Source organism: Candidatus Pelagibacter sp. Uisw_136 (genome assembly GCF_047720275.1).
GTDB lineage: Bacteria > Pseudomonadota > Alphaproteobacteria > Pelagibacterales > Pelagibacteraceae > Pelagibacter.
The window spans coordinates 852,598-872,788 of sequence record NZ_CP159812.1 but is presented as its reverse complement, the minus strand read 5'-3'; the positions used below and the strand labels follow the sequence as shown (position 1 = coordinate 872,788).

Below are 20,191 nucleotides of genomic sequence, written 5' to 3'. Positions count from 1 at the left end.
CTAAGTATTTTTTTTAACAATAAATATAAAAATTATCGAAGTTATCATCATTATCAAAGCATAAGCAGCTGTTGGTACAATGAAAGTAGTTATACTTTCTCCAAATATCTGTGTTCCAACAAAAAGTGCTAAAGTTCCATTTTGAAGTCCACACTCTATTGAAATACATCTTTGTTGTGCAACTCCGGATGCAAAGTATTTTGCAATATAAAATCCTAAAATCATCATTGTTAAGTTTAAGATTAAAACAGCCAAACCTGCATTCACAATGTAAGAAATGATATTATTCCACTCTTCTATATAAATAGCAGCAAACACCAACACAAATAACATTACTGAAATTTTTTGAATTATCGAAGCTTGATTATCAACAAAATTTTTAGCAAAGTGTTTAATTATCATTCCAATTATTACTGGAACTGTAACAACAAGAAACATTTTAAAAGCAATACCAGTCATTGATATTTCTTTAATAACGCTAATTTCAAAAAAATTAATCGACGCAAACATTATAAATGGAACAGAAATAATACTAATCAAACTAACAACTGCAGTTAGTGATATTGAAAGTGCAACGTCACCATCAGCAAATTTAGTAATTACATTTGATGTAACGCCACCAGGCGCACATGCAATCAACATTAATCCAACAGCAAGTTCTGCTGACAGATTTAATAGTAATGCTATAGACAAAGCAACGATTGGTAGCAAAACTAACTGAGAAATAAAACCGACTAAAAAATCTTTTGGAATTTTAACTACTCTTATGAAATCTTGAATAGTCAAACTCAATCCAAGCCCCAACATTATTAAAGCTAAACCTAATGGAGCTATCTTTGTTGCAATTTCCATTTTAAAAACTTATTAGTTCATTTTGAGTTTTACAAGAAAATGATTTCAATCTTAGGATTAACTAAGATAAATCAATAGCATTTTTCTTTAAAACCTCCATTGAAACAAGCTTTAAAGTTTTTTCATGTGTTCTTTTTAAATAAACAGGACAAGGTTTGCCAGCATCTGCAGCTCTTGCATACCAACTAGCACAAACACACCAACCATCTCCAGCTTTAAGACCTGGAAATCCAAATTCAGGATGAGGAGTTGTTAAATCGTTGCCAGCTTCTTTACACCATTCTAAAAATTCTGTTGTAACTTTTGCACAAACGGTGTGAACACCGTGATCATTTTCATCAGTGCTACAACAGCCATCTCTATGCCATCCTGTTAAAGGATCGTTCGAACATTCTTCTAGATCTTCACCAAGAACATTTTTTTGTTTGTCGCTCATTTAAATTTTTGTTGGATTGGGTTGACCTTTGTAGACAACTTCAGGATCAAAAGATTTTTCTTTTTCTTCAAATTTCATTTCAATTTCTCTACCATTTTCAATTGGGCCCAATGGAATTGATCTATAAAAACATGATCGATAACCAACATGACAGCTTGAACCATCACCAATATCTACAGTTAACCAGACTGAGTCTTGATCATCATCAATTCTAATTTCAGTTACTTTTTGAGTAAAGCCACTAGTTTTACCTTTGTGCCAAATTTGCTGTCTAGATCTACTAAAGTAATGAGCTTCTTTAGTTTCAATAGTTTTTTTAAAAGCCTCAACATTCATGTATCCATGCATCAAAACATCTTTAGTTTTTGAGCACATAGTGATGACTGGAATTAAGCCATCATTATCAAATTTTGGTGAAAGGAGTTTTCCCTCTTCAATTTCTACTATATTTTCTCTTTTTTTAAACATATCTAGGTGATTATGTAGCATATTGAACAATATATTAAATATTTTAAAAACAACGATTTACTGTATAAACTTGCCTTATGAAATTAGTTGAAGAGACAGATAGTAAGATTTTAGATACCAAAAAAGTTTCTGATAAAGAAGCTGAAGAGGCTTTTAAAACTATATTAACTTGGATGGGTGAAGACCCTAGCAGAGAAGGATTATTAGAAACTCCTAAGAGAGTTGTTAAAGCATATAAAGAATATTTTAATGGATACTCAGAAGACCCTAATAAAATTTTAGATAAGACTTTTGGGGATGTCGAAGGTTATGATGATATGGTTGTACAAAAAAATGTTTCTGTACAAAGTCATTGTGAACATCATATGGCTCCAATTATTGGAATTGCACACGTTGCATACATTCCAAACGAAAGAGTTGTGGGTCTAAGTAAACTTGCTAGAGTTGTTGAAGTTTTTTCAAAAAGATTACAAACCCAAGAAAGACTTACAATGCAAATTGCTAAAACAATAATGGAATCTTTAGATGCAAAAGGTGTAGCAGTCACAATAGACTCAACTCATCAATGTATGACTATGAGAGGTATTAAAAAAGAAACTGCAACAACAGTTACAAATTATTTCTTAGGACAATTTAAAGAAGACCTTAGTATTCAAAATAGATATTTAAGATTTATTAGTAAGTAAATTTCCTAAGGAGGGAAAAGCATGTCAGATAATTTTAAAGCACTAGTTATTAATCAAGAGGGTGAAAATTTTACACGAGAAGTAAAGTCAATAGATAAATCATTTTTAAAACATGGTGATGTTACTGTAAAAGTAGATTATTCCGACTTAAACTATAAAGATGGAATGATTTTGAAAAATGGTGGTCGTCTTGTTAAAGAATTTCCACATATTCCAGGCATAGATTTTTCTGGTACTGTTCTTGAAAGTGAAAATCAAAAATTTAAAACTGGTGATGAAATAATTTTAACTGGATGGAGAGTTGGAGAAGCTTTTTTTGGTGGATACTCTCAGATAGCAAAAGTTAATGCCGATTTTTTAGTTAAGAGACCTTCAAATCTAACTAGCAAACAGGCTATGATGTTAGGAACAGCTGGCTTTACATCTTTAATGAGTGCTTTTGCTATTCAAGCTAGAGAAGAAATTTTATTAGGCGATAAAGTAAATGATGTATTGGTTACTGGAGCTACTGGTGGGGTGGGAAGTGTAGCGGTAATGGCTCTTACTAAATTAGGATACAATGTAACAGCTGTTACAGGAAAAGATTCTAAAACAGATTATTTAAAATCGCTAGGAGCAAAAAATGTTGTTAATAGAGCTGATTTTGACAAAGATCCAAGACCTATTGATAAAGGATTGTGGGATGGTGTTGTTGATACAGTGGGGGGTAAAATTTTAGCTAATGCAATAGCTCAAACTAGATCAAATGGAATTGTAGCTGTTTGTGGTAATGCAAATAGTAATGAACTAAATACAAATTTATTACCATTCATGCTTAGGGGAATTAAAGTTTGGGGAATGGACTCAGCAAATTGTAGTATTAAAAGAAGAGAATTTATTTGGGCAGAAGCAGCAAAGCTTGTTGATTTTGAAGTTCTTGAAAAATCAATCTTAACTGTAAGTTTAGATGAATTGTTAGAAACATATCCAAAAATTTTAAAGGGTGAAATTTCAGGAAGAGTCTTGGTAGATTTAAATAAATAGATGGATTGGGATAAATTAAAAATATTCCACGCAGTTGCAGAAGCAGGTAGTTTTACTAACGCAACAATAAACCTAAACTTAAGTCAGTCTGCAATAAGCAGACAAATTCAATCATTAGAACTGGATCTTAAAGTACAACTCTTCGAGAGACACGCAAGAGGTCTTACTTTAACTGAAAATGGTGAATATTTATTTAAGACAGCTCACGATGTAATTAGTAAATTAAAAGAAGTTGAGTCGACACTGGGAGATCAAAAAAATAAACCAACTGGTAAACTAACAATTACAACTGTTAGAAGTTTTGGTACTCACTGGCTAACACCTCGTATTCAAGAGTTTATGACTTTAAATCCAGAAATTGAAATTGAATTAATTTTTGATGATAAGGAATTAGACTTAAGTACTAGACAAGCAGATATAGGTATTTTCATGAGAAGACCTAAGCAGCTTAATTATATCCAAAAAAAATTAGTAGATATTAAGTATTATATTTATGGATCTAATAAATATTTAGAAAAATATGGAATGCCCAAAACAATCTCAGACCTAAATAAACATAAATTTATTTCTTTTGGTAAAGGGGCACCATCTCCAGTCTATGATCCAGATTGGGCTTTAAAACTTGGAATTAAAGATTCTAAAAAAAGAAAACCAGTAATGAAAGTTAATAGTGTTATGGGTTTACTTTTAGCCGTTGAAGCTGGTGTAGGTCTAGCAGCGCTTCCTGAATATTTAGTTTCAAATTCAAACAATGTAATAAAAGTACTTCCTAATTCAGAAGGGCCCATAACAGAGGCTCACTTTGTCTACCCTCAATCACTTAAGAATACTGCAAGAATTACTGCTTTTAGGAACTTTTTATTCAGTAAAATTGGTGATTGGAAGTCTTAGTTAATTAGAATTATCATTAACATAAACTGAAACACCTCTAGAATTAATATCTACATCAAATTTTTTATGTAAAGGTGGAAAAGCTCTTTGTGGACAATCCAATCTATCACAAGTTCTGCAAGATACACCGATAGGTATTTCAGTTGTTTTGTCACTAACATTAATGTTTTCAGTGTACACAAAATCTTTTGCGTATTTTGCATCACAACCAAGACCAATTGATAATATACTTTTTGACTGACCAAAACGTCCTACACCTTTTTCAACTGTTCTTGCAATACAAACATATTTTTCACCATTGGTCATTTTACTAACAGCTGCTTGAATTACACCAGGTCGGGTGAATGCTGAATAAACATTCCATCTAGGACATGCACCACCATATCTTGGTATATCAATTCCTGATAATGAAAATCTTTTTGAAATATTTCCTGCCATATCAACTCTTAGCATGTGAAAAGGAATTCCAGGTAATTTTGGATCTTGTAAGCATGTTACACGGTGAGCAACTTGCTCAAAAGAAGTCGCAAATGTATTTTGTAATAGCTCTAAATCATATTTTAATTTTTTACATTCAGCATGAAAAGGTTTGTAGGGCATTAAAATTGCTGCACCACAATAATTTAATAAAGCAACCTTAGTTAACTTTTCAGACTCTTCTGAAGGAAAAGAAAATTTAGATAGATAATTATCAATATCTTTCATTGCACCTTCTTGTGCAATCTGAGCTGCTGCATGAAGTTTTTTTGTTTCTAATGAACTATAATCACTTAATAGAAGTTCTTTTTTATTTTTATTATAGATTTTAGAAAATGGCTTTCCTTCTTCTGGTAAAATATCTTTAACTATAATTGAATATTCTTTATTTAAATATTCACATAAAGCAATATATCGAGTTCTGTTATTTTTTTGAATTTTATCAAAAACTTTATTTGCAAACTCTTCTAATTTTGGAAAATAGTTTTTATGTTCTTGAAGGAAGTCAGATATTACCTCTCCTGGAAAAGAGTTTTTTCTATTATCAACTATCTTACCTGATATTTTTTCTATTTTATTAATTAGTTCGTGATCTTTCTTTTTAAGAATATCTCCTAATCTAACAAGGGCTCTACCTATTTTTGGGTTTGTTCCTACAAGGTCTTTAACTTCAGGACCAAGAATATCCAGGTCTTCAAATAATTTATCATCTAGAATTTCTGAAATAGTATTTTCTAAGTTAACATCCGATTTTGATGTTAAGTCTGAGAGTTGAATATTTAATTTTTCACAAACCTTCAGTAATAAATCTCCATCTATTTTTCTTTTTCCACTTTCAATTAAGTTTAAATAGCTTGGAGAAATACCCAAATCTTCTGAAAGTTTGTTAGCTTGCAGTCCTAACTGTCTTCTAAAAGCCTTTATTTTTGGACCAATTTTTAAATCAATTTGACTCATAAGCTCTATTTGTAAATTTTGTAAATTTAAATTTACAATAAGTTTCTATGTTTTACAATGTTTTTAACGATTTAGTTAGATTTTGTAAATTTAGTAAATTATAAAGTTTACATGAACGATAAAAATATAAATAAAAACCAAGAAAATCAAAGAGAAATTAACGATAACAACAATCAGAATCAATTTAGTCAATCAGGTATTTACCTAAGAGATGATCATTGTGATTGGGGTTCTAGTGGGATGAATGAATTCACTCAAGAATTTAGTGAAAAAAAATAAGTCCGCTTACCGTTAATTTATACACGATTTAATTTTCTTAATACATAATCTAGAAAGACCTACCTATGAGCTCAGAAGCTAAAGTTTCATACGATTTAAAAAGATTTTTAGGAATCAAAAAAGACTATACTTCAGAAGAAGTAGAACGATTAAGAGGTTCTATTAAAATTGAATATTCGATGTGTAAGCATCAATCTAAAAAATTATGGGATCTGTTAAATTCAGAAAATTATATTAATACATTGGGTTCACTCTCTGGAAATCACGCTATTCAACATGCTAAAGCGGGATTAAAAGCAATTTATTTAAGTGGATGGCAAGTAGCAGCTGATGCAAACACTGCTGGTGAAATGTACCCCGATCAATCTTTATACCCTTATGATAGTGCTCCAAAATTAGTTGAGTCAATGAACAATGCTTTAATAAGAGCAGATCAAATTCAGCATATGGAATTACAAGATGGGGATATGCAATCAAAAGATAGAACAGACTATATGTTACCTATCATTGCAGACGGAGAAGCAGGTTTTGGTGGACCATTAAATGTTTTTGAATTAACAAAAAAATTTATTAAAGCAGGAGCAGCTGGAGTTCATTTTGAAGATCAATTAGCTAGTGAAAAAAAATGTGGCCACATGGGTGGAAAAGTTTTAGTTCCAACTGGCACTATGATTAAAAATTTAAAAGCTGCAAGACTTGCGGCAGATATTGCAGATGTTCCATTAATAATTTTAGCAAGAACGGATGCTAATGCTGCAAAATTAATTACAAATGATTTTGATGAAAATGACAAACCATTTTTAACTGGCGAAAGATCACCTGAGGGTTTTTATTATGTTAAGCATGGAATTGAGCAGGCTATCTCAAGAGGTTTAGCATACGCACCTTATTCAGATTTAATCTGGTGTGAGACAGCAACACCAAATCTTGAGGAAGCAAAAAAGTTTGCAGATGCAATCCATGAAAAGTTTCCTGGTAAATTATTAGCTTACAACTGCTCTCCCTCGTTCAATTGGAAGAAGCATTTATCAGATGCAGAGATTGCAACATTCCAACAAAAGATTAGTGAGATGGGTTATAAGTTTCAATTTATTACCCTTGCTGGATTTCATACTCAAAATATTGCAATTTTCGAACTTGCGGAAAAATATAAAACAGAAGGTATGACTGCTTATTCTAAAATCCAAGAGCTCGAGTTTGCTAGAGAGAAGGATGGTTACACAAGTGTTAAACACCAAAGAGAAGTTGGAACATCTTATTTTGATGCAGTTTCAAACACTATAAGTAGTGGAAAAAGTTCTACAACTGCTATGGCAGGCTCTACAGAATCTGAACAGTTTTAATTAGTCTTTACTTAAACTTTAAATATGTTCTAATATTTAGATGATCTTAAGTGGAATACTTTTAATCATTTTCTATATTTCTCATCGATATATTGTTGCTTGGATTATCTATTACAATAATAGTGATAAAAGATTTGGTAATTCTATTTGGCGTTGGACTTATGATTATAAGGTTATTGGTGAAAGAGATATTTCAGATCTTGATGATAAGCCCTTTGTAAGAAAAAGAAGGATTAGAAATCGCACTGTTACCTTAATGTATTGTAATTTTTTTACAGGTTTTGTTATCTCTCTGTCTTTTGTGAGTAATTTGCTTATCCTGATATTATCTTAATTAAAGTATAAAAAATGCGACACTTAGTGCGATTGATAATCATTCGCAATGCTAATAATAAGCATTCTAATCTAATTAAAACAACATAACAATGGACAAACAATGAAAAAACTCACAATTATTGCATTTTTCATGGCTTTATTTGCAAACATGACGTTTGCTGCTGAAGTTAATGTATTCAGTGCAAGACATTACGATTTAGATATTCAACTTTACGAAAAATTTACAGCTAAAACTGGAATTAAAGTAAACGTTGTATCTGGTAAAGATAAAGCTCTTCAAAAAAGAATTACTGAAGAAGGTGCTGATTCAAAGGCTGACCTTTATATTACTGCTGACGCAGGAAGATTAGGTGCGTTCGCTGCAAAAGGAATGTTTCAAAATTCTATGACTGCTACAATTAAAGCTGCAGTTCCAGCAAACTTTAGAACTGCTAAATGGACTGGAATAGCTAAGAGAGCAAGAATTATGTATTACTCACCAGAAAGAGTAAACGCAAATGAACTTAACGGTATGACTTACGAAGGTCTTGCTGATCCAAAATGGAAAGGTAGAGTTGTTATAAGAAAATCTAACAATATCTACAACCAATCTCTTGTTGCATCATTAGTAAAAAACAATGGTAAAGCAGCAACTTGTTCTTGGGCAAAAGGTGTTGTGGCTAACATGGCTAGAGACTCTAAAGGAAATGATAGAGCTCAAATTTTAGCTGTAGCTGCAGGTGAGGCTGATTTAGCAGTAGCTAACACATACTATTATGCTTTGATGCTATCTGGAAAAAAAGGTGTTGAACAACAAGCAGCTGCTAAAAAAGTTTTACCTTTTTTCCCCAACCAAGGAGATAGAGGAACTCACATGAACATTAGTGGAGGAGGGGTAATTAAAACTGCACCAAATCCTGATAATGCAAAAAAACTACTTGAGTTTTTATTAACTAAAGAAGCGCAAGAACACATAGTTAATAATACATTTGAATATCCAATGATTGATGGTGTTGAGCCTCATGCATTAGTTAAACAAATGGGTCTTGAATACAATCAAGATTTAGAAACTAAAGTTGCTAATTATGGAAAACAACAAGCTACAGCACTAGAATGTATGTTAGCTGCAAGTTGGAAGTAATAAGTTAGTGAAAAAGAATTTATTTAATATTGATTTAGATAAATCTTCTGACATAAATGGGTCTCAATCTCTGAAAGCTTGTGACCCATGTGCAGCAGAGTGTGAAAAAATTAATAGAAAAATAAATAATAGAAAATTATCAGATATTGAAGATAAAGAGGTTGCACATATCCTCTCTCCTTTTAATACATAATTTTCTTTTTAATGATTGTGCTCATAGCTCTACAAAAGGTATTTACCCTACCTAATTTAACTATGAGCACTAAAAAATTCAAATGCAAGTAGTTCAATTAAACAAACACTTAAAAAATAATAGGAATAGAATGATAGAAGGAAAAAAATGTTCAAACGTAATTTTGAAGACAAGAAAAATTGGAAAGTGGGTTGATGTTAGTACTGAAGATATATTCAAAGATAAAAAGATAATACTATTTTCATTACCAGGCGCATTTACACCGGTATGTTCTGAAAAACAGTTACCAGGATTTGAAGAAAATTATGACAAATTGTTAGGCCTAGGAATTAATGAGATTTATTGCATTAGTGTTAATGATGGCTTTGTTATGAATGCTTGGGCCGATCAACAAAAATTGAGAAAAGTTAAGGTATTACCTGATGGAAATGCAGATTTTACAAGGGCAATGGGCATGCTAGTTGATAAGAAACACGTAGGCTTTGGTCAAAGAAGCTGGAGATATAGTGCAATTATTAATGATGGTGTGGTTGAAAAATGGTGGCAAGAGGACGGTATGAATAATGATGGAAGTGATCCTGATCCATACGATCAAACAACTCCCGAAAACTGCATAGAATATCTATCTAAACAATAAAAGCTGAAAACTTAAAGCGTATAAGAAATTTTTAAGAATTAGCTCTATAATCTCTCTCTCAAATTGGTTTTAGAGTTGGTATTGACTTCCCTTGGTAACAAGGGAAGTTTCTTAAAAATAATTATTAAGGTAATATAAAATATGGGATTTGGAAAAATAAATATTTGGTATGCAGCATCTCTACTTATTTCTTTAGTAGTGGCAGCTCCAATTTTAACAGTATTCAGCAGTTTTTTTGAAACCACCGGAAACTATAGTTTAATTTTAAAAAATACTTTTCTTTATGATTATATTTATAATTCCTTAGTACTTTTAATAGGAGTTTTATTTTTAACATTTATAATTGGTGTTGGATGCGCTTACTTAGTTTCATTTTATAATTTTCCAGGTGTAAATTTCTTTAAATGGTCTTTGATCTTATCTTTTGCTGTCCCAGCATATATTTATGCATATTCCTTAACTGCTTTTTTTGAAAATTATGGAACAGCTTTTTCAATTTTAAAAAATTTATTTGGAGAAGGGAATTATAATTCTCATATTCCTAAATTTGATGGAATGACTGGTGCTATAATTTCAATATCATTTTCATTATTTGGTTATGTTTATGTTTTAACCAGAACATCATTTCACTATCAGTCACAAAATTTAATAGAACTTGGAAAAAATCTTGGCTTTTCTAAAAAAAAATCTTTTTTTAAAATAATACTTCCTTCTGCAAGACCTGCTATCGTTGCTGGTCTGTCGTTAGTTGCAATGGAAACTTTATCAGATTTCGGATCTGTATCTTTTTTTGGCATATCTACTTTTACTACAGGAATATATAATGCTTGGATTTCTTTTGATGATCTTACTCTTGCTAACAGATTATCATTTTACCTATTAATTTTTATACTTGGACTGTTTATTTTGGAAAATTTTTCAAGAAAAAAAGCCCAGTATCACACATCTTCTAAGGGTGGATTTAAATCTAAATCAGTTATCAATTTAAGTGGATATAAATCATTTTTAGCATTTTCTTTTTGCATGTTAGTTTTTTCTATAAGTTTTTTATTTCCTGTTCTACAAATGCTTTATTGGACAATTATTTTTCCAAAACATTTAGCTGATTTGGATTTAATTAACTTATTTTCAAATACTATAATTTTAGTAATTTTATCTAGCTGTTTGTTAATTGCTCTAGCTTTTATTTCAAATTATGGGAATAGAGTTTCTAAAAGTAAATTTTTAGAAGCACTAACTACATTTTCAATATCAGGATATGCAATACCAGGGATTATTTTAGCGGTAGCATTCATTACCTTTATCTCATGGTTTGACAATAGTGTTCTAGGTCAATTTGAAATGAACAGTATAAAACCAATTTTTATAGGCTCTATTCTTGGCCTAGTTTTGGTATACTTTATTAGATTTTATTCATTAGCAAGCAATGGAATTAAATCAGGATATTTAAAAATTAATTATTCCATTGATGAAGGTGCATATCTGCTTGGATATACTAAATTCAAGACATTCAAAAACATACATGTCCCATATTTAAAAAATTCAATTTTATTGATAGGAATTTTATTAGCCATTGAAATCATTAAAGAGTTACCAATTACGCTAATTATGAGACCATTTAATTTTGAAACTTTTGCAACAAAGGCATATATCTATGCATCTCAGGATTTATTAGAGGCCGCAGCAGCCCCATCATTATTTCTTATAATTATTGCAAGTTTCTTTATATTAATTACATCTAAATATATTCTTAAAGATTAAAAAATATGACAAAATTTTTTCTAGAAATTGATAATGTAACGTTTACTGCTAGTGCACAAAACAAAGTAAGTAATGTTTCGTTAACTATTGAAAATCAGGGAGACATTATTTGTTTATTAGGTCCATCTGGAATTGGCAAAACTACAATTCTTAGAACAATTGCTGGTTTAGAAAAAATTAATTCTGGAAAAATTATATTAAAAGATAAACTACTTTCTTCTAAAGATGTTCATGTGGAACCTGAAGATAGAAACATATCAATGGCCTTTCAAGATAATTCACTTTTTCCTCATTATAATGTTTTAGAAAATATAAAATTTGGTGCAGAGAGAAACAAAAAGAAGAAAAAAGGATTAAATATAAATGAGATAATTAAATTTCTTCATATTGATCATGTAGTTGATAAATTTCCACATCAAATAAGTTCTGGTGAAGCGCAAAGAGCCTCTTTAGCCAGATCTTTATTATCTAACCCAGACTTATTATTATTAGATGAACCTTTATCAAATGTAGATCAAAGTTTTAAAGAAGAAATTCAAGTTAAGTTGAAACAAATTTTAACTGAACAAAAAATAACAACAATCATCGTTACACATGACTCGTACGAAGCTTTTTACTTGGGTACAAAATGTGGAATAATTCTTGACGAACAATTAAAACAATTTGATGATCCATATAATGTTTACCACTTTCCAAACTCTATAGAGGTGGTTAATTTTTTAAATCGAGGGATCTTAATTCCAGCAAAAGTTACTGGTGAAAATAGTTTAGAAAGCGATGATCTTGGAACAATAACTGGAGACTTTATAAAGCACTATCCAAAAGGATCTGAAGTTCAACTTTTACTGCAGCCAGAAGATCTAGAGCATGATGATCAGAGCAACTTAAAATTAGAAGTTGTTGATAGAAAATTTAGGGGAACAAATTTTATCTATACTCTTAAAACTATGAGTAATAAATTAATACCTGTCTTTGTACACTCTCACCATATTCATCAACACGAAGTAGATGAAAAATTTGGTATCAAGAGACCAATTAATATTGATCATATAGTCTGTTTCTAATACAAAACTTAACTTAATATGAATGATAGACTAAAAACCTTATCTAGAGGAATAATAGACGTAAGTCCTTTAATGATACCTGTGGTTCCATTTGGAATTATTTATGGTGTTATTGGTATGGAATTAGGTTTGGGTGCGTACATGACATTTGGAATGTCCATTATAATTTTTGGTGGAGCCTCTCAAATAGTTTTACTTCAGTTATTTTCAGGTGGAGCTTCATCTTTAGTTACAATAACTTCTGTTGGTGCGGTAAATTCTAGACACTTATTATATGGGGCAGTTTTTTCAGAATATTTATCTCATTTAAAATTAACGTGGAAAATAATTTTGTCTTACGTGTTAATTGACCAAGCATTTGCTGTCTCAAATACTTATTTTAAGAAGAATAAAGAAAATGAATTTAAACATTACCACTTATTAGGTGCTGGCTTTACCTGTTGGATAGTTTGGCAAATATCAACAGTGTTAGGTATTATTCTAGGATCAGTTATACCTGAAGAGTTAGGTTTAAGTTTTACTATTTCTTTAACCTTTTTGGCCTTGTTAATTAATGATTTTAGAAAATTTAAAAATATTATTGTGATGTTGGTATCAGGCATTGTCGCAACTATTGGCTACAATACAATACCATTTCAAGCATATATTATCGTTGCAGCCATAGCTGCCTTACTAATTGCTTCATTATTAACTTTGAAAACTTTAAAGAAAAATTAATGCATTGGTCGACAATTATTTATTGTGGAATTATTACTTATCTAACAAGGTTCTCTATGATTTTTTTATTAAAAGAGGACATATTAAACGATAAGACAAAAAAAATACTTTCTTATGTACCTTCTGCAATTTTCCCTGCAATAATCTTTCCACCAATATTCCTAGATAGTGCAGGCGCAATAGATATTGAAAATAATCCAAAAATATTAGCTTCTATATTTGCAATAATTATTGGTTATTTTAGTCGAAGTATTATTGCCACAATATTTGCGGGACTTATTTCTTATTGGTTTTTAATTTTTGTATATTACCAATAGAAAAGCTTATAATTAAACCTCTCATGTTTCATAAATTTAAAGTTAGCAACGATTTACTTGGCATATTTTATATGCTTTTATGTCAATTCTCATTTGCAACAAATGACGCTTTTGTAAAAATTATTTATGAAAACTATGATGAGATATTTGTTTTAAACCAAATCATTTTTATTAGAGGTATTTTTACATTACTTTTCATTTTATTATTTCTTTATATTAAGAAAGAACTTAGTTTTAAATTAATCTTTACTTCAAATGAATTGAGAGTGAGAGGCATTTTAGAATCTTTAGCAGCTTTATTTTTTTTCATTGGTATTGCTCTATTACCCTTTGCAAATGTTTATATTTTATTAAGCATGGCACCAATTTTATTAACTGCATTTAGTGCAATATTTTTAAAAGAAAAAGTTAGATGGAGAAGATGGAGTGCAGTGTTATTGGGTTTTGTTGGTGTGGTGGTGGTAATTAATCCTGGAAAATTAGAGACTAGTTATTATTTTATCTTTCCTATAATTGCAGCAATTATGCTTTCGATTAGAGACATGTATACAAAAAATTTTAAAAAAGATTATCCTAGTCTACAAATTGCATTTATGACTTGTTTTGTTGTTACAGCTCTTTTTGGCCTGTTAAGTATTTATAAATTTTATGATTTTAGTTTAAAGGATATATTTATTTTATTTATTGCTGCTTTTTTTCTAGCATTAGGCTACATTTTTTCAATAGCAACAATCAAAATCGCACTAGTTTCTGTCACATCAACATTTAGATATTCAGTTATTTTATGGGGAATATTATATGGATATTTTTTATTTGATGAGGTGCCATTAACTAATACTTATATAGGAGCTTTAATAATTGTTATTAGTGGATTAATTATTATTTCAAGACAAAAAAAGATTGGGGTTATAAAATAAAATCAAAATCTTGTTAATCGAACTTTTAAGACATATGATTATCACATGAAAAAAATATTAATTATAATTTTTGCATTATTTACAATTAAAGCTTTTGCGGTCGATAAAAGCACAACTTTTAATAATGAAATTTTTCAAAAAGCTCAACTTGAAGGAAAAACAGTTGTTATTAATTCTTGGAATGAAACTTGTACAACTTGTAAAGCACAGATAAAAATTCTAGATCAAGCTGAAAAAGAATTTAAAAATGTTCTTTTTTTAAGTTTTGAGCAAACTAAAGATATCGATATAGCAAAACAATTAGGTATTGATTATTGGACTACTATTGTTGTTTATAAAAATAATAAAGAAGTACAGAGAAGCATTGGCCAAATGGATAAAGCTAAAATTTACGAATTAATAAAATCTTAATCTCGAATAATAAAGCTTATTAATGATTATTTGGCGATCCAAAAAATTATATTTATTATATAAACCAAAATACCATAAAACAAGAACATGAGGATTTTGTCTTTTCCTGTTTTTTCTTCCCAGTTCAATTTAAATAATACTGATGGAGAAGCTACTAACAAGATAATCCCGATTACAATTACAAGTAATGATAAAATTATAAATACATTCATAATTAAATTTATTTAATCAATTCTAAACCAGCTTGTTTCCAGTTTTTTAGACCACCAATTAAATGTAAGCATTTATTATATTGATAAGACTTTGATATTTGTACTGCCAGAGTAGATCTTTGACCAATAGCACAATAAAACAAAATTTTCTTATTCTGTAATTTAGTTTTATTTTTATTTAAGTAATCATTAATTTCTGGGAAAGAAACTCTTGTACTATTTTTAATCTTTCCAATTTTATCTAGTTCATTTTGCTCTCTAAGATCTATTAAAATTATATCTTTTTCTAATAAACAATTTTTAAACTCATTAGGTTCAATTCCGTTATTAACTTTTTGTTTATCAAGATCTATTCCAAGTTTTAAATTATTAGGAACTGCTACATCCATTAATTTAGGGTCAGGTAAATTAAGATTATTCATAATTTCTATATATTCATTAACTGACTTTACTTGCAGCCGTGGGTTAAATTTTTTTTCTTCTAAAATGGTACTTACAGTATCTCCTTTATAATCATGAGCTGGATACACCAAAGTTTCATCAGGTAATTTTAATAATTTATTAAAAATAGAATTATAAGAATCTTGCGGATCACCATTTTGAAAATCAGTTCTTCCAGTTCCTCTAATTAATAGTGTATCACCAGTAAAAACCCTATCATTCATTAAGAAACTAAAACTTTCTGATGTATGACCTGGTGTGAATAAAGCTCTAAATTCTAGACCATCAATTTTGATTAATTCTTCATCTGATACTTGCATAGATACAACATCTACTGGTGTTTTATCACCCATAATTGTTACACAATTTGTTTGATCTCTTAGTTCTGCAATCCCCGAGATATGATCTGCATGTATGTGTGTATCTATTACTTTTACTAATTTTAAATCTAACTCTTTTAATAGCTGTGTATATCTTTCAACATTTTCTAATACAGGATCAATGATTAAAGCCTCCCTACCTTTAGCAGAAGCAATTAAATAAGTGTAGGTACTTGAACTTTTGTCAAATAATTGACGAAATAACATTTGAATACATTATCATTATATTAAGAATAGTAGAATCTATTTAATAGTACCAAAACTTAAATAAATTTTGTCTAAATAATAAAATAGAGATAATGCTCTTAACACCATGAACAAACACAAGGAAATCCATATTCCAGTATTGCCCATTATTTTTGTTAAATATAAAGATATTAATAAATAAGAAAATACTGAGAAAACCATCGCATTTCTAAGTTCTTTTGTTTGTGAAGCTCCAATAAATATTCCATCAAATTGATAACAAAATGATGAAATTAAGGGCATAAGTATTAGCCATATAGCATAAGACGAACTTAGATTTCTAATACTTTCAATATCAGACATTAATTCAATGACGTACTTGTTAATAAAAAAATAAATTATTGAAATAATTAATCCGGTAAGTGTACTTAAAATAAAAGAGTTTTTAACAATCTTTTTAAACAAACCTATATCTTTTTTACCCAAAGAATATCCAACCATACCTTCAGTTGAAAATGCGTAAGCATCAAGAATGAAAGCAGACAAAAAAACTAAGTTAATCAAGATGGCGTTTGCCGCAATATAGTCTTCACCAATTCGACTGCCAAGGTAAGTAAACCAAAAAAATGAAAAGGTTAATAATATAGTTCTAATAAATATATTTAGATTAATATTAAAAATGTTTTTAAGTTTATTAAGATCTATTAATTTATTAAAGTTGATATAAATTTTAGACATTTTATTTAGATACCAAAATGTATAACTTAGAAAAGTTGTGGATATTAAAAGTGCTGAGATTAAAGTCCCATAAGCAACCCCTTTAATATTTAAATTAAATTTTGAAACTAAAATAATACTTAAAATTATATTTAGAATTGAAAAAAGACCAACGGCTAAACTTGAGATTTTGGTCTTTTGTAATCCAACAAATAAACCGGTTATAATGTAAAGTGTTAACTCACCAGGCGCTGAATAAATTCTTATTTGAAAGTAATCCTGATAAAATTGCCTAGTAGTGTCTGATAAATTAAAGATACCCACACTTAGATTGAATATATAACTTTGTAATAAAATTAAGATCAATGAAATTAGTAAAACAAAAACTAAATTTCGAACAACAATATTAAATATTTCTGTATAATCTTCTTTACCATAAGCTTGCGAAACCAAACCAACAGTTCCCATTCTTAAAAAACCAAAACTCCAAAAAATCATAGAAAATAAATTAGCAGCAACGGAAGTTGCTGATAAGTATGATAAATTGCCAAGATTACCCATTAAACCGGTATCAATAATACCAACAAGTGGAATAGCCAAGTTAGCAAAAAAAATAGGAATAGATAATTTTAAAATGTATTTAAGTGATGGGTTTTGCATTTAAGCAATAAACTTCAGTATAGATTTAGCAGGATTTGTTTTTTTAATCCAATCTTGAGGAATACCTTTTATACCTTTGTAAGCTGCAAAATAAGCACCTACAAAATTAGCACGAGAACAATTACATCCACCTGCTTTAATTGTTTTTACAATGGCAGTTTTAAAACTTTTAGAGGTGATGATTGCATGGATTGCACCATTAAAAGTACCTGGATAACTACATGCTTTACCAAATTTCTTTACAACAAAATTGTGTGGTTTTGACTTAATTCTTTTAACTTTTTTGATGTTTTCAATAACATTTTTAAAATATTTGTTTCTTATATTTTTTCTTAAAAAACTATTAATTGGATCCTTGTCTCCTTTATCAGCTAAATCAATAATCTTAAGTTTTGCCAAAGCAAATTGTTCGCTAATCTTGCCATTAGCAACAGTTCTTATAATTTGTTTTGTTTTCTGGTCAGAATTTTTTGAAAAATAAAAGGGTAGACTCGCACAATACCCATCAAACTCGTTAACTTTAATACCACCTGTAATATCTTTTTTTAATTTAATATTTTTAATAGTTTCTAGGATATTTTGATGAATCCAGGGGCCCTTCATAGCTGTTTTCCATTTAATTTTTTTGTATTTTTTTCTTAAAGATAAATTTTTCCAGTATTTTGAACCTGGTCCAAAATTTTTGACAATATTTTTTTTAAAAAGTTTAATGATTTCTTTATGATTAGATGTCTTAGTTAATGTTTTAAACATTACCTGACCTACATCGTTATAACCAGAAACTTCTCCTGTTTTAATAGAATAGAATGGAGATCTATTTTGCTTAAAGAAAGCAATATTCTTTTTTCCTTTAATATAAGATTTAAGTTTTTTTTCATCGTACACCCAATGCAAAGGTCTTGCTGCTGCATCTGCAACAGTTGCGCCAAGAAATATATGTAACTTATCAAACATCAATAACTAATACTTTATTTAAATATAAGTTAAAGTGTTTTAAATTAAGTAATGTTAAGTTTTAAAAATTGGGATAACAAAACTTGGATTTCATCTACAAAATATATTCAGTCCTTCAATAATTTTTTACTAAAACAAAAAAAATTAGCTAAACACTCAAAAATTTTAGATATTGGATGTGGTCGTGGTAAGATAATGGGCTCATTATCTTCTAAGCTCAAATTAATAAATAAGCCCATTGGACTTGATATTGAAAATCACAAAGATTTTGACAAAAGAATTACCTTTAAAAAAACAAATGCAATTAAATATCTTAAAGATAATAAAAAGAAATTTGATTTAATATTGATTAAACAAACTATTCACTTATTTAACTTAAAAGATATTAAGAAGATATTAAGCTATTCATACGCCAGTTTAGAAGTGGGAGGGATTATTTTAATTTTAACTTTAGATACAAAAAATAATGAAATTCCTACATTTTCTTTGATGAAGAAGAAACTTAACCAGTCGTTCAAAAGAGATATTCTTATTTGGAAAAAACTACTTCAACTAAATATTGAAAAAAATATTACTAAATTTAATTTTAAAGTAAATATTAAAAAAAACATATATTTAAAAATGATAAAGCAGCGTTATATATCCACTTTATTAAAATTTAGCTCACTTCAAATTTCTAATGGAATTAACGAGATTAATCTTAAATATAAAAAAAATATTTCATTTAATGACAAACTCAAGTGCATAATATTTACAAAATTTTAATTAATTCTCTTTAAAATATTTTCTTTTAAAAAAAATTTATGAAACAGTACTGCTAAAATATGTAATGCAATTAATCCAATCAATGCATAATTTGCTAGTATATGAACTGAATAAAACTGCTCAGAAAGCTCATAATTATAAGTTAAATTAATTTTTTTAAAAAAAATAACCAAGCTTTCACCATTGAATAGTTTTTTTAAGATTCCTGAAGATGTGACTGTTAACAAAGTCAAATATAATAATAAGTGATTTAATTTTGCTATAAATTTTTGCCCTAGAAAAGCACTTCCCTTAAAATCAGGAATTGGCGTTAATACTTTAAAGATCAGTCTTATTAAAGTTACGTAAAATGTGATTAATCCAAATAATATATGATAATTTTCTATATCAACTCTAGTTTGATCAAAGTCTAAATCTACCAAATAAAAGCCAAGCGGTATTTGAATTATTAATCCTGCGGCAGTTAGCCAATGGAATAATTTACTAAGTAATCCATATTTTACTTTATTATTTAATATAGACATTTTTAAATTAAACACATTATGACAACAATTAAAAATACTTTATTTTTTATCTTTATATTATTTTATAGTTTCAGCGCTTTTTCAGAACAAACTGTAGAAGAAATTATTCAAGAAAGAAAATCTATTTTTAGTAAAAATTATAAAACTGCAAAAAGAGTTAATAGTCTTGCTTCTAATGGAGATATAGATGAAGCAAAAAAACTAATGATTGAAATGAGTGATAATTATAAAAGATTATTAGATCTTTTTCCTGAAAATTCAAAAGTAGGATTTAAAACAGAAGCTTTGCCTTCTATTTGGGAAAATAAAGATAAATTTAATTTACTAATGACAAAAGCTTCAAGTAATATGATTGAGCTAACGTCTGTTATTGATGAAACAGAAGATATGAAAGCAACTCTTGGAAAATATATGTGGAGTAGCTGCAAGTCTTGTCACTCTAAATTTAGAGCCGAACATTAAGATTT

Annotated in this window: 24 protein-coding genes; 16 read left to right on the top strand and 8 right to left on the bottom strand. The window is 28.9% G+C overall.

Going from position 1 to position 20,191, the window contains the following annotated elements; translation table 11 throughout:
• The 3 genes from ABXT53_RS04750 to hisI form a co-directional block, all read right to left on the bottom strand.
• Complete coding sequence (locus ABXT53_RS04750) at positions 1–852, bottom strand: bile acid:sodium symporter family protein (protein ID WP_415289959.1); 852 nt, start codon at positions 850–852, stop codon at positions 1–3.
• 61 nt (positions 853–913) lie between these two features.
• Complete coding sequence (locus ABXT53_RS04745; protein ID WP_415289957.1) at positions 914–1,288, bottom strand: DUF2237 family protein; 375 nt, start codon at positions 1,286–1,288, stop codon at positions 914–916.
• A complete protein-coding gene (gene hisI, locus ABXT53_RS04740; RefSeq protein WP_415289956.1) occupies positions 1,289–1,756 on the bottom strand; it encodes a phosphoribosyl-AMP cyclohydrolase in 468 nt (155 codons plus the stop codon).
• A 77-nt stretch (positions 1,757–1,833) separates the two neighbouring features.
• On the opposite strand from hisI, the gene folE reads away from it, so the two are divergent.
• Genes folE through ABXT53_RS04725 form a run of 3 tightly spaced genes read left to right on the top strand, consistent with a single transcriptional unit; the run spans position 1,834 to position 4,356 of the window.
• The gene (folE, locus tag ABXT53_RS04735; RefSeq protein WP_415277842.1) at positions 1,834–2,442 is read left to right on the top strand and encodes a GTP cyclohydrolase I FolE; all 609 of its coding nucleotides are present in this window, start codon (positions 1,834–1,836) and stop codon (positions 2,440–2,442) included.
• A 21-nt stretch (positions 2,443–2,463) separates the two neighbouring features.
• Positions 2,464–3,465, top strand: coding sequence for an MDR family oxidoreductase (locus tag ABXT53_RS04730; RefSeq protein ID WP_415289954.1), 1,002 nt, complete (start codon positions 2,464–2,466; stop codon positions 3,463–3,465).
• Positions 3,466–4,356 (top strand): LysR family transcriptional regulator, encoded by an 891-nt coding sequence (locus tag ABXT53_RS04725; protein WP_415289952.1) that lies wholly within the window; start codon positions 3,466–3,468, stop codon positions 4,354–4,356.
• Here the strand turns inward: ABXT53_RS04725 and ABXT53_RS04720 are convergent, their stop codons facing one another.
• On the bottom strand, positions 4,357–5,790 hold the full coding sequence (locus tag ABXT53_RS04720) for a helix-turn-helix domain-containing protein (protein WP_415289950.1): 1,434 nt from the start codon (positions 5,788–5,790) through the stop codon (positions 4,357–4,359).
• A 111-nt stretch (positions 5,791–5,901) separates the two neighbouring features.
• Here ABXT53_RS04720 and ABXT53_RS04715 point away from each other — a divergent pair, with 111 nt between their 5' ends.
• The 11 genes from ABXT53_RS04715 to ABXT53_RS04665 all read left to right on the top strand — a co-directional run bounded on the left by ABXT53_RS04715 (position 5,902) and on the right by ABXT53_RS04665 (position 14,885).
• Positions 5,902–6,069, top strand: coding sequence for a hypothetical protein (locus tag ABXT53_RS04715; RefSeq protein WP_415289949.1), 168 nt, complete (start codon positions 5,902–5,904; stop codon positions 6,067–6,069).
• Between the two features lie 65 nt (positions 6,070–6,134).
• Positions 6,135–7,412: an isocitrate lyase gene (gene aceA / locus ABXT53_RS04710; protein WP_415289947.1), complete on the top strand. Its 1,278-nt coding sequence runs from the start codon at positions 6,135–6,137 to the stop codon at positions 7,410–7,412.
• Between the two features lie 436 nt (positions 7,413–7,848).
• Positions 7,849–8,868, top strand: coding sequence for an extracellular solute-binding protein (locus ABXT53_RS04705; RefSeq protein WP_415289945.1), 1,020 nt, complete (start codon positions 7,849–7,851; stop codon positions 8,866–8,868).
• Positions 8,869–8,875: 7 nt separating this feature from the next.
• Positions 8,876–9,061 carry a hypothetical protein gene (locus ABXT53_RS04700; RefSeq protein ID WP_415289943.1) on the top strand — a complete coding sequence of 62 codons (186 nt, stop codon included), beginning with the start codon at positions 8,876–8,878 and terminating at the stop codon, positions 9,059–9,061.
• 130 nt (positions 9,062–9,191) lie between these two features.
• Positions 9,192–9,698: a peroxiredoxin gene (locus tag ABXT53_RS04695; RefSeq protein WP_415289941.1), complete on the top strand. Its 507-nt coding sequence runs from the start codon at positions 9,192–9,194 to the stop codon at positions 9,696–9,698.
• Between the two features lie 141 nt (positions 9,699–9,839).
• On the top strand, positions 9,840–11,459 hold the full coding sequence (locus tag ABXT53_RS04690) for an ABC transporter permease (protein WP_415289939.1): 1,620 nt from the start codon (positions 9,840–9,842) through the stop codon (positions 11,457–11,459).
• A 5-nt stretch (positions 11,460–11,464) separates the two neighbouring features.
• Positions 11,465–12,523 (top strand): ABC transporter ATP-binding protein, encoded by a 1,059-nt coding sequence (locus ABXT53_RS04685; RefSeq protein WP_415289937.1) that lies wholly within the window; start codon positions 11,465–11,467, stop codon positions 12,521–12,523.
• A gap of 18 nt (positions 12,524–12,541) precedes the next feature.
• Positions 12,542–13,240, top strand: coding sequence for an AzlC family ABC transporter permease (locus ABXT53_RS04680; protein ID WP_415289935.1), 699 nt, complete (start codon positions 12,542–12,544; stop codon positions 13,238–13,240).
• Positions 13,240–13,557 carry an AzlD domain-containing protein gene (locus ABXT53_RS04675; protein WP_415289933.1) on the top strand — a complete coding sequence of 106 codons (318 nt, stop codon included), beginning with the start codon at positions 13,240–13,242 and terminating at the stop codon, positions 13,555–13,557. The genes ABXT53_RS04680 and ABXT53_RS04675 overlap by 1 nt, the downstream gene beginning before the upstream one ends.
• Positions 13,558–13,580: 23 nt before the next feature.
• Complete coding sequence (locus ABXT53_RS04670; protein WP_415289931.1) at positions 13,581–14,474, top strand: DMT family transporter; 894 nt, start codon at positions 13,581–13,583, stop codon at positions 14,472–14,474.
• A gap of 45 nt (positions 14,475–14,519) precedes the next feature.
• Positions 14,520–14,885, top strand: a complete 366-nt coding sequence (locus ABXT53_RS04665; protein ID WP_415289929.1) for a TlpA family protein disulfide reductase — start codon at positions 14,520–14,522, stop codon at positions 14,883–14,885.
• Positions 14,886–15,105: 220 nt separating this feature from the next.
• Here the strand turns inward: ABXT53_RS04665 and ABXT53_RS04660 are convergent, their stop codons facing one another.
• From ABXT53_RS04660 to ABXT53_RS04650, 3 genes are read right to left on the bottom strand one after another with little or no spacing between them, the layout of a single operon-like run.
• Positions 15,106–16,125, bottom strand: a complete 1,020-nt coding sequence (locus ABXT53_RS04660) for an MBL fold metallo-hydrolase (RefSeq protein ID WP_415289928.1) — start codon at positions 16,123–16,125, stop codon at positions 15,106–15,108.
• Between the two features lie 36 nt (positions 16,126–16,161).
• Positions 16,162–17,481, bottom strand: coding sequence for an MATE family efflux transporter (locus ABXT53_RS04655; RefSeq protein WP_415289926.1), 1,320 nt, complete (start codon positions 17,479–17,481; stop codon positions 16,162–16,164).
• Positions 17,482–18,435 (bottom strand): ADP-ribosylglycohydrolase family protein, encoded by a 954-nt coding sequence (locus tag ABXT53_RS04650; protein WP_415289924.1) that lies wholly within the window; start codon positions 18,433–18,435, stop codon positions 17,482–17,484.
• Positions 18,436–18,486: 51 nt separating this feature from the next.
• Between ABXT53_RS04650 and ABXT53_RS04645 the strand changes: the two genes are divergently transcribed.
• The gene (locus tag ABXT53_RS04645) at positions 18,487–19,200 is read left to right on the top strand and encodes a class I SAM-dependent methyltransferase (protein WP_415289922.1); all 714 of its coding nucleotides are present in this window, start codon (positions 18,487–18,489) and stop codon (positions 19,198–19,200) included.
• Here the strand turns inward: ABXT53_RS04645 and ABXT53_RS04640 are convergent.
• A complete protein-coding gene (locus ABXT53_RS04640; protein WP_415289920.1) occupies positions 19,197–19,724 on the bottom strand; it encodes a cytochrome b in 528 nt (175 codons plus the stop codon). The two genes, ABXT53_RS04645 and ABXT53_RS04640, sit on opposite strands and share 4 nt — an antisense overlap.
• Positions 19,725–19,742: 18 nt before the next feature.
• On the opposite strand from ABXT53_RS04640, the gene ABXT53_RS04635 reads away from it, so the two are divergent.
• Positions 19,743–20,186 carry a cytochrome c gene (locus tag ABXT53_RS04635; RefSeq protein WP_415289918.1) on the top strand — a complete coding sequence of 148 codons (444 nt, stop codon included), beginning with the start codon at positions 19,743–19,745 and terminating at the stop codon, positions 20,184–20,186.
• Positions 20,187–20,191 lie beyond the last annotated feature (5 nt).

Excerpts from the sequence above, each read along its gene's own strand:
- hisI (WP_415289956.1), bottom strand. The coding sequence starts at position 1,756 with ATGTTTAAAAAAAGAGAAAATATAGTAGAAATTGAAGAGGGAAAACTC.
- aceA (WP_415289947.1), top strand. The coding sequence starts at position 6,135 with ATGAGCTCAGAAGCTAAAGTTTCATACGATTTAAAAAGATTTTTAGGA.
- ABXT53_RS04715 (WP_415289949.1), top strand. The coding sequence starts at position 5,902 with ATGAACGATAAAAATATAAATAAAAACCAAGAAAATCAAAGAGAAATT.
- folE (WP_415277842.1), top strand. The coding sequence starts at position 1,834 with ATGAAATTAGTTGAAGAGACAGATAGTAAGATTTTAGATACCAAAAAA.
- ABXT53_RS04695 (WP_415289941.1), top strand. The coding sequence starts at position 9,192 with ATGATAGAAGGAAAAAAATGTTCAAACGTAATTTTGAAGACAAGAAAA.
- ABXT53_RS04655 (WP_415289926.1), bottom strand. The coding sequence starts at position 17,481 with ATGCAAAACCCATCACTTAAATACATTTTAAAATTATCTATTCCTATT.
- ABXT53_RS04745 (WP_415289957.1), bottom strand. The coding sequence starts at position 1,288 with ATGAGCGACAAACAAAAAAATGTTCTTGGTGAAGATCTAGAAGAATGT.
- ABXT53_RS04750 (WP_415289959.1), bottom strand. The coding sequence starts at position 852 with ATGGAAATTGCAACAAAGATAGCTCCATTAGGTTTAGCTTTAATAATG.
- ABXT53_RS04645 (WP_415289922.1), top strand. The coding sequence starts at position 18,487 with ATGTTAAGTTTTAAAAATTGGGATAACAAAACTTGGATTTCATCTACA.
- ABXT53_RS04675 (WP_415289933.1), top strand. The coding sequence starts at position 13,240 with ATGCATTGGTCGACAATTATTTATTGTGGAATTATTACTTATCTAACA.
- ABXT53_RS04670 (WP_415289931.1), top strand. The coding sequence starts at position 13,581 with ATGTTTCATAAATTTAAAGTTAGCAACGATTTACTTGGCATATTTTAT.
- ABXT53_RS04660 (WP_415289928.1), bottom strand. The coding sequence starts at position 16,125 with ATGTTATTTCGTCAATTATTTGACAAAAGTTCAAGTACCTACACTTAT.
- ABXT53_RS04720 (WP_415289950.1), bottom strand. The coding sequence starts at position 5,790 with ATGAGTCAAATTGATTTAAAAATTGGTCCAAAAATAAAGGCTTTTAGA.
- ABXT53_RS04690 (WP_415289939.1), top strand. The coding sequence starts at position 9,840 with ATGGGATTTGGAAAAATAAATATTTGGTATGCAGCATCTCTACTTATT.
- ABXT53_RS04685 (WP_415289937.1), top strand. The coding sequence starts at position 11,465 with ATGACAAAATTTTTTCTAGAAATTGATAATGTAACGTTTACTGCTAGT.
- ABXT53_RS04730 (WP_415289954.1), top strand. The coding sequence starts at position 2,464 with ATGTCAGATAATTTTAAAGCACTAGTTATTAATCAAGAGGGTGAAAAT.
- ABXT53_RS04705 (WP_415289945.1), top strand. The coding sequence starts at position 7,849 with ATGAAAAAACTCACAATTATTGCATTTTTCATGGCTTTATTTGCAAAC.
- ABXT53_RS04725 (WP_415289952.1), top strand. The coding sequence starts at position 3,466 with ATGGATTGGGATAAATTAAAAATATTCCACGCAGTTGCAGAAGCAGGT.
- ABXT53_RS04650 (WP_415289924.1), bottom strand. The coding sequence starts at position 18,435 with ATGTTTGATAAGTTACATATATTTCTTGGCGCAACTGTTGCAGATGCA.
- ABXT53_RS04665 (WP_415289929.1), top strand. The coding sequence starts at position 14,520 with ATGAAAAAAATATTAATTATAATTTTTGCATTATTTACAATTAAAGCT.
- ABXT53_RS04680 (WP_415289935.1), top strand. The coding sequence starts at position 12,542 with ATGAATGATAGACTAAAAACCTTATCTAGAGGAATAATAGACGTAAGT.
- ABXT53_RS04640 (WP_415289920.1), bottom strand. The coding sequence starts at position 19,724 with ATGTCTATATTAAATAATAAAGTAAAATATGGATTACTTAGTAAATTA.
- ABXT53_RS04635 (WP_415289918.1), top strand. The coding sequence starts at position 19,743 with ATGACAACAATTAAAAATACTTTATTTTTTATCTTTATATTATTTTAT.